At 55.9% G+C, this 10,333-nt stretch carries 9 protein-coding genes; 1 reads left to right on the forward strand and 8 read right to left on the reverse strand.

Translation table 11 applies throughout. The annotated features are described in order from the left end of the window. The first annotated feature begins 32 nt into the window (after positions 1 to 32). On the forward strand, positions 33 to 251 hold the full coding sequence (locus tag JI745_RS23685) for a hypothetical protein (RefSeq protein ID WP_201812264.1): 219 nt from the start codon (positions 33 to 35) through the stop codon (positions 249 to 251). 1,485 nt (positions 252 to 1,736) lie between these two features. On the opposite strand, the gene JI745_RS23690 is transcribed toward JI745_RS23685, so the two are convergent. From JI745_RS23690 to JI745_RS23725, 8 genes are all read right to left on the reverse strand, one after another. Continuing rightward, positions 1,737 to 2,687: a DUF1565 domain-containing protein gene (locus tag JI745_RS23690; RefSeq protein ID WP_201812265.1), complete on the reverse strand. Its 951-nt coding sequence runs from the start codon at positions 2,685 to 2,687 to the stop codon at positions 1,737 to 1,739. Positions 2,688 to 4,028: 1,341 nt separating this feature from the next. Next, positions 4,029 to 4,784, reverse strand: a complete 756-nt coding sequence (locus tag JI745_RS23695) for an AAA family ATPase (RefSeq protein WP_201812266.1) — start codon at positions 4,782 to 4,784, stop codon at positions 4,029 to 4,031. A gap of 121 nt (positions 4,785 to 4,905) precedes the next feature. Further along, entirely contained in the window at positions 4,906 to 5,223 is a 318-nt protein-coding gene (locus JI745_RS23700; RefSeq protein ID WP_201812794.1) for a hypothetical protein, read from the reverse strand. 108 nt (positions 5,224 to 5,331) lie between these two features. Continuing rightward, positions 5,332 to 5,814, reverse strand: a complete 483-nt coding sequence (locus JI745_RS23705) for a hypothetical protein (RefSeq protein ID WP_201812267.1) — start codon at positions 5,812 to 5,814, stop codon at positions 5,332 to 5,334. An 821-nt stretch (positions 5,815 to 6,635) separates the two neighbouring features. After that, the gene (locus tag JI745_RS23710) at positions 6,636 to 7,787 is read right to left on the reverse strand and encodes a hypothetical protein (protein WP_201812268.1); all 1,152 of its coding nucleotides are present in this window, start codon (positions 7,785 to 7,787) and stop codon (positions 6,636 to 6,638) included. 104 nt (positions 7,788 to 7,891) lie between these two features. After that, positions 7,892 to 8,350 (reverse strand): hypothetical protein, encoded by a 459-nt coding sequence (locus JI745_RS23715; RefSeq protein ID WP_201812269.1) that lies wholly within the window; start codon positions 8,348 to 8,350, stop codon positions 7,892 to 7,894. 669 nt (positions 8,351 to 9,019) lie between these two features. Beyond that, on the reverse strand, positions 9,020 to 9,319 hold the full coding sequence (locus JI745_RS23720; RefSeq protein ID WP_201812270.1) for an addiction module antidote protein: 300 nt from the start codon (positions 9,317 to 9,319) through the stop codon (positions 9,020 to 9,022). Further along, complete coding sequence (locus tag JI745_RS23725; RefSeq protein WP_201812271.1) at positions 9,319 to 9,618, reverse strand: type II toxin-antitoxin system RelE/ParE family toxin; 300 nt, start codon at positions 9,616 to 9,618, stop codon at positions 9,319 to 9,321. The genes JI745_RS23720 and JI745_RS23725 overlap by 1 nt, the downstream gene beginning before the upstream one ends. Between the last annotated feature and the right edge of the window lie 715 nt (positions 9,619 to 10,333).

A 10,333-nucleotide genomic window follows, 5' to 3' on the forward strand; every position in this document is an offset into this window, starting at 1 on the left:
CGCGAAGAAGTTGGCCCCCCTAGAGGGACACCGTGATGGGCCGAGACGGACGCCACTGCATCTTGACGCTGGTGGAGCGGGTGACCGGCTACGTGCTGATCAAGAAGCTCAGCGCGAGGGCCAATGAACTCAACAACTGGCCGCGTGAGCGACTGGGATTTGGAACGCCGGTGTTAAGAAATATCAGAGAACCAGCCACTCCCAAGGCAATGCTTGGTGCACCACAAACTACTGCCTCGATTCCGAGGTGACGTGGCTTCATGCCGTCCAACGTTTGACATGAGAGGCATGACCCGGCTTGCCGGGGCATGTCCTCTCGATGGAAGGGTTAGGCGTCATTTTGCTTGCGCACAAGAGAAGTACTCAGTTTGCTGGTACCGAGCGTTGTTCTTCCCCGCAATCACAGCGGCTGTGATGCGGGTTGGAATGGAACTTCACCGTGACTGAACAGCTGACCTGATAGCGAGCCTTTCCCACAGAGGACGGGCCACAAAACAACTCGCAATCGCGGTCTTTCATGCGGACAAAGGCTAGGCAGCCAAGAAAGACGACTGAGATCAAGGCGAGTACCGCCCAGGCTGCCTTCGATCGAATCAGTTTCATAACCAGTCTGACTTGGGACTCGCAACTGTAGTGACGCGTTCAAGAACGCACTACTCATCTGGCCTGTTCTCTCCGTCGAAGTACATAGATGCGCACATCATGAGCTCCACCAGGAGGCCAAGAGCTCCTATGCCAACGGCAGCGCCAGTCCAGGCCATGAGGTAACACGCGCCAGCAATTGCGAACAGGATCCAGGTGGCCTTACTCATGGCGGAGTTGATGACGCCTAACGTTTGGCATGAGAGGAGTGACCCGGCTTGCCGGGGCACGTCCTCTCGTTGGAGGGGTTAGGGCTCATGTTTTGGCCGCCCGCGCCCCGTGACTTCCTCGATTACCGCAACGGAGCCGGGTTGCAGGAATAGGCTGACCAGAGCAGTAACTGCCACCAACAACCAAAGCAGCGACAGCAGTGGAACGGAAGTCAGAAAGCCCGCTACCAACAAAACGACGGAGGCCACGAGGCAACACCTCAATAGGCGAGCACCCAAGATGGCCCTGGGCAAGAACTGCGCTGACAAGGTCAGTGTTGCGTGACAGCGCTCGCATGGCGAGATCCTTGGGTCTCCCCAAAACGGAAAGATTGTGCGAAATGTCTTGCGAGAAACCGGCGTTCCACAGGCTGGGCATGTTGGATTGGAGTGCATGGTCTCGGACTTGGTCCTAGTTGCCAAAGTTGCGCCGTTCAGAGCGACCCTAGGCGAATGGTGTTCATGAGCCCTAACGTTTGACATGAGAGGCGGCGCAAGGGCGTAGCCCTTGTGACGTCCTCTCGATGGAAGGGTTAGGCATCGCGCGGTGGAGCAGGCTCATCGCAAAGCGAAGTAGCCTGCGATGAGAAGAGCCGAATAGGCAACAACGGCTAGGCGTTTCACCTTGAATAGCCGATTGATCTCCCCGTCTGTGAATACAAAGGAGCGCACGAAGGGGGAAACGATAGAAAGTGCCCCCATGGACCCCAGCAGCAAGGTCATAAGCAAGACGTATGCAGTTGTCCCAGCCTGCTTGGAGGGCGCTGTGTACGCGCATGTCGAGCCTAGGAGCCAAGCCATGTGAGAGGCGGCCGACGGGCGCAGCCCGTTGGACGTCCTCTCGATGGAAGGGTTAGGCATCGCGTGCTTCGCATCGGCGGTGGTTCAGTGGAACTGAAAGGCGCCAATATCGAAAGGGGTGCTTCGAGGGGTGCCATCGAAGTCGTCAGCCGGCGCGTGCAATTCAGCACCAACGCCTATGGCCGGAGAGCCCGAGGCTAGGCGGAGATTGTTTGGCGAGGCAACGAACAGTGGATCTGCACGGAGATTGCCAGACTGACCTGTGAGGTCTGCTGTTCCGAGATAGTCCGTGGCGTTACCGAAGACTATGTTGGCCCGGAAGACGGAAGCAAGGTTGTCCGATCGCGGTGAGAACTCGAATGGGACTTCGACGCCGCGTTCATTCCCTGCGATCAGATTGTTGGAGTACCAGTGGGACGCGGTGCTAACGCGTCGGTCGATGTAGATTCCAGCGCGGTTTCCGACCATCGTGTTGTTGGCAACAATAGGCGTCACGCCTTCTGGAATGGTCATGTTTACTGCACGGCACCTATTTCCCACAAAGACGTTGTTGGCGATGTAAGGCGAGGAACCATTCACAAACGCCAAGACTCCCGACAGATGCTGATCGTCACACTGCGTGTTATGAAAGAGGTTCTTCTGAACGTTCGGTGAGCCATTGAAGCCGAAGAGCTGAGCCCCACTCACGGCAATGGTGCTGTCGAAGACATTACCCGAAATCGTCGGCGCCGCGCCAAGTATGTAGAGCGCACCTTGGTAGTCGACGCCGCAATTCCGAACCGTGAGGCCTGACACGCCAGAGCTGCTGTCCTCCGCGTGATCAAACGTGATAAGCCGCGCCAGGCCTTCGCAGTCGATGACAACACCCGATGGATTGCCTGTTCCGCGTAGATTTAGCCGCTTTCCCCCGAAGTTCAAGTCACGATTGCCCGCACCGGAATAGAGACCAGGCGCAACCAGTACTGTGTACCCATCCGAAGCCGATGCGATGGCTGCCGCGATTGTCGGCTGATCAGCCGGAACGCGAACTGTCATGGGAGGAGGAGTAGCCTGTTGTGGCTGGTCGTCCGAGGAGTTCCCGCCACATCCTGTGAGAGCGAAAAGCAGTGCAAGGGCGATGACGGCTTGGGAATTTCGAGTCACTAGCATCTCCGAGATTGTTGAGGAGCCTACTCGCGAGGCCTAACGTTTGACATGAGAGGCTCGACCCGGCTTGCCGGGGCGAGTCCTCTCGATGGAAGGGTTAGGCTGCATTCTTGCTCACCCAGAGAGCTAGCAGCGTGATGCCGAGAGCTGCCTGAACCCACAGGGCCACTCGCGTGACCGTGAGAAGCCTCCTGCCTAGCGATGAGCGCGACCGCAGCGTAGCCCCAATGCCCAGGATGGGGAAAAAAGCCACAACCCAGGCGAACCAGGCAACACCAACCCCCATGCAACCGAAGCTTTCGCACCGCAGACGCCATATGAGAACGGCGGTGAAGGCTAGCGCCAGTACTGCGACGGCGTAGACGCCTGCAAGGACCTTACTCACTGAGTTGGAGCCTTCATGTGATGCGCTTGCCGAAGCCGAAGCAGTCTCTTCGTCGCGTTGAGGCGCCCAAGCCGGTCTCTAAGAAGGCCCCCTCTTCTTGCATTACGCTCTATGCAGCCTAGCGTTTGACATGAGAGGCGGCGCAAGGGCGTAGCCCTTGTGACGTCCTCTCGATGGAAAGGTTGGGTGTCATCGCATGCACTCCTCTACGAACTTCTGCATATGAGTTCATGTTGTATAAGTTCAGATAGGTCGTCGGTTACGAAGCCGTGGAATCCTTCATGGGTGGAACTGAGAGCCGAGGTGACTAAATCTCTGCATGTCAGCACCCATGGGTTGTTGCCGATGGTGGCGGAATAGTTGATAGGCACATCGCTGCGCTCAAGCGCAGATGGGAAGAACGTTTCGTAGGCATCGAGCGAATAGCGGATGAAAACGGAGAACTGACTTAGCCGTTCTTCAATCTTGAGGTAGGTGCTCCTGTCTTGGAGGTACGTTGCGGATTGAGCGAGAGCTTGAATGTCGTGCTAATAGGAACGGATCTGCTTGTAGACAGCTTTCGGCTCCTTGTCGACTTGTTGCAGGACGATGTGGCACTTGAGCACGCATTCGCAAGCGAGGAGCAGATCGACGAATGACTTAATTCTTCCGGTCTTGTGACGCTGGGCTTCCCAAAGAAGATCAAATCTCTCCAGGAAATCATGAGCGTCGCGAGTGGCTTGCGACCGTATGCAGAACGCTGAGCGGTGCGGTTTCCATGGTTCCTCCCTATGACGCCCAACGTTTGACATGAGAGGCGTGACCCGGCTTGCCGGGGCACGTCCTCCCGATGCAAGGGTTGGGCGTCATGCGCCGCGCCTCATGAGCTTTTGCATATGGCTTTGCGGATCGGACAGGAACTTACGCGTTACCTTGAAATGCTCAGTGTCCTCGTACGCAACCTTTGAAACGCCGTTCTTGTCGCATTGATAGATGCACGCATCCGGGTACGCCATGAGGATTGGCGAGTGCGTAGCGATGATGAACTGGGAGTTGTCCAGAATCAGGTCGTGAATGCGAGACAAGACTGCAATCTGTCTCTGCGGAGACAGGGCAGCCTCAGGCTCGTCAAGGATGTAAAGGCCTTGCCCACCAAACCGCCTCGTCATGAGGGCAAGGAATGACTCACCGTGCGACTGCTCATGTAGCGAACGTCCACCATAAGAATTGATGACGGGGGGACCACCTGCTGGCTCTTCATCAAGCCGCTCGATTTCTGTCGCAACGTTGAAGAAGCTCTCTGCTCGCAGGAAGAAGCCATCTCGCGGCGACCGAAAGCCTTTGGCAATGCGGAGATATTCATGCAGTTCCGAATGCGAGCGTCGTGTACCGAAGCTGAAGTTCTTTGTTCCACCTTCAGCGTTGAAGCCAAGCGAAACTGCGATCGCTTCGAGGAGAGTCGACTTTCCGGAGCCGTTCTCACCAATGAAGTACGTCATTCGCGGGTGCATCTCGATTTGCTCAAGCGATCGAACCGCTGGCAAGGAGAAGGGATAGCGGTCGAATGATTCGACCTTCTCTCGCCTGAGTGTTACTCGACCGACGTATTGGGATGAAATCATGACGCCCAACGTTTGACATGAGAGGCGGCGCAAGGGCGTAGCCCTTGTGACGTCCTCTCAATGGAAGGGTTAGGCGGCGCTTTATGCATGGCACCACCAAACGAAGCGAAAGTCGAGTTTTCTAGCTGCGACCGCTGCTAGAGGTGTGCTTTGCATCAACTATTTCCTTCCACTCTAGGAGCAACTTGGCCACCTCTCTTGCCTGCTGGGGATTGGCATTGAAGCCCATTCGCTCGGTTGCGATTGATTCCAAGTAGGTCGCAATTTCTTCGGCTGATGCCTCTTCTTTAAGAAGGCGAAAGACTTGCGGAAGATAGCCGTGATATTCGTCCCTGGCCATCGGCGCATTGGCAACTCCGATTGGGTCCCATACGGAGTGCAAGACTTCATCCGTTCTTTGGTACAGCTCCAAGTCGGCTGGACTCAGCTTCTCGCCCATCGACATCTCCGCGAAGTGACTGCGACGCCTAACGTTTGAGATGAGAGGCGGCGCCCGGCTTGCCGGGTGACGTCCTCTCGATGGAAGGGTTAGGCGGCTCGTGATACTTCATGCTCTTGCCTCTAGAACCGCCTCAAGCAGCTCGAACTGCCTCTGGAACTCCGGGGCACATAGGGAATCTACTTTGCGCACTTGATCGACGAGCCCAGCAGTCTCCTTCGCCTGAGAGAGAAAAGAACGGTTGCGGATCTTGAAATCAATGAACGGCCCCTGCGCCGAGGCATTGACGCCGCAATAGAACGAGATGCTGCGTGCGGCAAGAAATGCAACTTCGGCGTCTTGATCTGACGCCGAGTCGAGCAACAGGCGCTGCGCCACTCGGCCGTGACTAGGCTGGAGAACGGAGACGAGGCATGCCCGCCAACTTGCATTGCGTTTTGCGCGAATGGTCACCAGCTCCGTCCATTGCTGATTCGAAAGTGATTGCAGCAGTGCTGATGCGTCCTCGGCATCACCGCCATCTGCCCAGGCCAGTGAGTCGCAGTCAGACCGCCTTAGGAGAACATCAAGGACTTCAACTTCAGATTGCATGGTCCGTGGGTCGCTTCAGGCCGCCTAACGTTTGACATGAGAGGCGTCACCCGGCTTGCCGGGTGACGTCCTCTCGATGGAAGGGTTAGGCCTCGGCGCGAGTTGCACCTTTCGACCTAAGTGATCCATGAAGACACCAAAATCAATGAACCGCGCTTGCAGGATGGGCACGAATTCTTTGGTTCGACTTCGACGGTGAGGCTTCCTGCACGTCCGCAAAGGGCGCAGCTCAATACTTCGCCTTCTTGGGAGATGTTCTGCCCGGTTTGCCATGGCTGGCGAGTTTCCCCAAATTGGCGTTCAGTAGTGAAGAGCAACCGATCAGACTGAGGTGGTCCGCAGTTTGCATTTGGCACTTCGCCTACAGTTTCGACAGTCAGTTGAACACCTAGCGGCTCTAGCTCTTTGCGTATTGCTTCAACTGTATGCGGGCCAGTTCTCTCACAAAGAACGATTGGAAGGGATCTGACTGCCTCCAGTGCTTCGTTGTAGCTGACATTTCGTTCCTTTCTGAGCCATCTTCTAGCGATGACACTTCTTGCGTCAGAGGGCGCCGACTCAACGGATACCTTTAGGAGCGGGTAGGTCTTTGGACCTCGGTCACGCATTGCATGCTCAATTGCGTGCTGCTCACCGCAAGCTCGGCAAGCTAGAAGCGTACGACCGGTGTACCCATCGTGTATGCCGTGATAGTGATACCACCCGACTGAAAGTCGAAGGTCACAGTCGTTGCACTTCAGGTCAGTCGGCATGCTGAGGCCTAACGTTTGACATGAGAGGCATGACCCGGCTTGCCGGGGCATGTTCTCTCGATGGAAGGGTTAGGCGTCACGAGCGCGACCATCTGCTGGCTTGGACTCTTCAAGCAGTAAGGGCGCATCCTGATCAATCTGAAGCGATGTTTCAGATGCCGACATTGCTGCACTACGAAGCTTTCTTAGTTCCTCTATTCGTGCGCGGAGCTTTGTGTTTGCTTCCAGCAGCGCCTCATCTTGAGGCTCCCCTTCTTTTTCTTCAGGATCTTCGGGTTCGTCCGGAACACCGACGTTGATCTCGACTTGCGCCCCTTGGTTTAGTCGGCGAGCAAGATAGTGCAGGCCTTGTCTGAACTGAGTTTCGACTTCGTTTCTTCTGCCTTTGTCTTCTACGCGACTGAACTTCTCGGTGAGATCGGATGCGATTTTCTTGAGTTCTGCGGTGACCTTCTTCTCGACCTCATCTGAGATGAGCTTGAGAATCTTTTCGGGCACTTCCTTCTCGCCAAGCTGCTTCTGAAGGTTCTTGATTTCTAGGTTGCTCTTGAAAAGCGTGACGATCCTCTCTATAGCGACCGTCCACAAAACTACCTGCTCGACTGGGATCTCAAGGAAAACTTGCCACCAGCTAGAAGAGATAGTGGAAATCTTGGGGTCATAGCTGTTCTCGCCAGTGAGTTCGTTTATGGCTCTTGCCAGATTGGAGATCTTGTCGAACTCCTTGGTTAACTCCGGCAGGGTCTCTCCAACGACTTCACGTGGTAGCAGTAGCCCGACTTCAGCCCGTTCATCTTCAACAGACGTGTACTCCGCTGAAAGTCCGCGGAGGGACGAGTCCAGTTGTTTGACTAGAGTGATCTTCGATAGATAAGTCTTAGAGAGCTTCCTAAGCGCGCTGGAGAGGGCGGCGCTATCGAACCCGTTTGACGCCACAATGTGCTCGACTTCTTTTCTCAGTTCAGGTGGAAACAGAGAGCGAAGAGAAAGGTCGTCGATTACCTGTTGGGCATATGGCTGATGAAGCTCCGCTGGAACAGCTTCTATGCTGTCTAGGGCGGCTGCGAGCTTGGTTCGAAACTCAGTGATGTGAGATTCAGTTCTTGTTTGTGTGTACTGATCCAAGGCAGATGCTGCCGCGTCAAGTTGATCAGTTAGCTTTGCTTCCCGAAAGTGGGTTTCGATGTGATCAACAACTGCATGAAATCGCCCAAGGTGCATTTGGTCTCCTCCATATGTTCTAGCCCCAGAACTATTGTGACGCCTAACGTTTGACATGAGAGGCCCGACCCGGCTTGCCGGGGCGGGTCCTCTCGATGGAAGGGTTAGGCGGCATCTTGCAATACAGCCAATGCACGCCTCTTTAGCGCTGCACTCTGAGGGCGCCACATTTGTAGCGCTCTGATATGAAGAAGGCAGAGATCTGGTGAGACCTGGGTAAATACTTCGGCTTGGAGCCGACGAGCCAGGCGAATTATTGGATAGCGGCGCAGGATTGAGTGATACCAAAGCTCAATTTCACCGTAGCGCTGCAGATGAAAGCAATGCTGCGTGAGAAGTTCATCAAAGAGCTCCCGCTCGAACACGGAGCGCCGTAGAACTCGTATGCCCATCGCTCTTGCAGCAGGATGGCTTGATGACAACGCAATAGCCAAAAGCCGAATCTTTTGGCTGCCGTGAGCGGCTCTTACAGAAGAGGCAAGCAGATTCTCGAGCGTACTGCCTAGCGGGAACGCCTCAAGCGCTGATTCCAAGCTTTGCGCGGTGAGCTGATCGGTACTCATGCAGCCTAACGTTTGACATGAGAGGCCCGACCCGGCTTGCCGGGGCGGGTCCTCTCGATGGAAGGGTTAGAGGTCACCGCGTGCTACGTGATCCGGAGGCGACAGACGACAAATGAGGCTCGCAAAGGCGCTGGACTTGAGTACCAAGAAGATTGCGAACAGGGCCTCAAAAAAGGCCACAGAGACATCGAGCTTTGCTTCTGGAGCCAAGGTAGAGAACGCGGAGCCAGCCTCAAAGAAAATGAATCCTCGAAATAGCAGCCAGACGAGGGCTGGAAGCGCCTTGGCGAGAAGCCAAAGACCTAGCAGGCCACAGCCAACGCGCGCCAGATCGTAGGCGGGGGCTCGTATGAGATTTTCGTGCGACGTCCTTGGAACCAGTTTGTGCGCGACGAACATTGGAAAGAACCAGAGAGCGACTGCTCCGAGCAAATATGCCCCGCCGAGGGCATAGGCTACCGCTGCCTTTGATCCTGTTTCTACTGGCAAGCTTGATAGTGCCGCCGGTATGGACGTGAAGTACCCAATGCTTGTGAGCGCAAGCCAGAGTGCAAATAGCCGGAGACCTATCCCAATGATCTGCTGTGGTGTCATGTGACCTCTAACGTTTGACATGAGAGGCGGCGCCCGGCTTGCCGGGCGACGTCCTCTCGATGGAAGGGTTGGGCGTCACGCGGGGTGCGCAGAGAACCGAACGCCTAGAGCGCGAGCGACCTTGAGGATGGTGTCGAGGCGCGGCTTGGCTCCTGGAGCTAGAGCTTTGTAGAGACTCTCTCGACCAAGCCCCGCGTCCTTGGCGACCTGCGCCATGCCCTTGGCACGAGCGATATCGCTAAGCGCGAGGAGCAAAAGATCGGTGTCTTCGGTTTCTAGAACCGCCGTCATGTACTCGGCAATAGCGTCTTCATCCGTGAGATAGCGAGCCGCATCGAACGGGAGAAGCTTTGCCTTGGCTTTGGAAGTACTCATCATTCAAGCTCCAATTGCTGCAAGATCTTCTGCGCTCGCTTGATATCTCTTGCCTGGGTTGATTTATCACCGCCAGCGAGCATGACGATGAGGATGTTCTGGCGCTTCGTGAAGTACAGGCGATAGCCTGGGCCAAACGCGACACGCATCTCCGATACCTCGCCTCCGACTGACTTCCAGTCGCCAAGATTTCCTGCTTCGGCTAGCCGTAGCCTGGCGACGATGCGCAACTGCGCTTTGATGTCTTTGAGGCCATCAAGCCAGTCTTGGAACTCTTGAGTCTGACGTACCGTGAACATGCTTGAACTGTATCTATATGGATACGAATGTCAAGCAGAGGGTTTGCGACTTCGTGACGCTCAACGTTTGACATGAGAGGCCCGACCCGGCTTGCCGGGGCGGGTCCTCTCGATGGAAGGGTTAGGCGTCGTATGGCACGGCGGTCTACTGAGGCTGCCGTCTCCAGTCATAGCGACGACAGCAAAGCTAGAGTGCCCCCCGCCACAAGCGTGACGAGAAGTCCGGTGGTTGTGATCAGAACCTTTACCCAGGGTCGGAGGGGCGGCGCCTGAGACGTCCAAGTCACGGCGACAGCAATGAACGCGGTTAGCACCGAAGCTGATAGAGCGACCATGCCGCCAGTCGCGAACATCTCTACGTTTGCCATGCACTCCCTGCCGCAACCACTTCCCGAAACTCCGATGCCAACTAAAGCGAACCCGAGAAAGCCAACGCACAAACCGACGCTTCCGAACAGCACCGCTGCGGCTATCCAGGCTCTCCCGTCTGAAGCGATCGCCGACAGGTTTCGGGTGGCTAGATTCATTTTTTTCTCCACACGATACGCGTTGCGAGGAGTTCGACGCCTAACGTTTGATATGAGAGGCCCGGCCCGGCTTGCCGGGGCGGGTCCTCTCGATGGAAGGGTTAGGCCGCATTGGGCTTGCAAGGAACACTGAAGTCAACGTGGTAGTGCTCATCATGGCGAACCCAGGGCTTGCCCTTCATAAAGGG

Origin of the sequence: Piscinibacter sp. HJYY11, from assembly GCF_016735515.1 — a bacterium.
Lineage (GTDB): Bacteria > Pseudomonadota > Gammaproteobacteria > Burkholderiales > Burkholderiaceae_C > Rhizobacter.

What these genes read in the sequence shown, in the direction of transcription:
- JI745_RS23710 (WP_201812268.1), bottom strand. Translation starts at nt 7,787, where the DNA reads ATGCACCTTGGGCGATTTCATGCAGTTGTTGATCACATCGAAACCCAC.
- JI745_RS23700 (WP_201812794.1), bottom strand. Translation starts at nt 5,223, where the DNA reads ATGGGCGAGAAGCTGAGTCCAGCCGACTTGGAGCTGTACCAAAGAACG.
- JI745_RS23695 (WP_201812266.1), bottom strand. Translation starts at nt 4,784, where the DNA reads ATGATTTCATCCCAATACGTCGGTCGAGTAACACTCAGGCGAGAGAAG.
- JI745_RS23690 (WP_201812265.1), bottom strand. Translation starts at nt 2,687, where the DNA reads ATGACAGTTCGCGTTCCGGCTGATCAGCCGACAATCGCGGCAGCCATC.
- JI745_RS23725 (WP_201812271.1), bottom strand. Translation starts at nt 9,618, where the DNA reads ATGTTCACGGTACGTCAGACTCAAGAGTTCCAAGACTGGCTTGATGGC.
- JI745_RS23705 (WP_201812267.1), bottom strand. Translation starts at nt 5,814, where the DNA reads ATGCAATCTGAAGTTGAAGTCCTTGATGTTCTCCTAAGGCGGTCTGAC.
- JI745_RS23720 (WP_201812270.1), bottom strand. Translation starts at nt 9,319, where the DNA reads ATGAGTACTTCCAAAGCCAAGGCAAAGCTTCTCCCGTTCGATGCGGCT.
- JI745_RS23715 (WP_201812269.1), bottom strand. Translation starts at nt 8,350, where the DNA reads ATGAGTACCGATCAGCTCACCGCGCAAAGCTTGGAATCAGCGCTTGAG.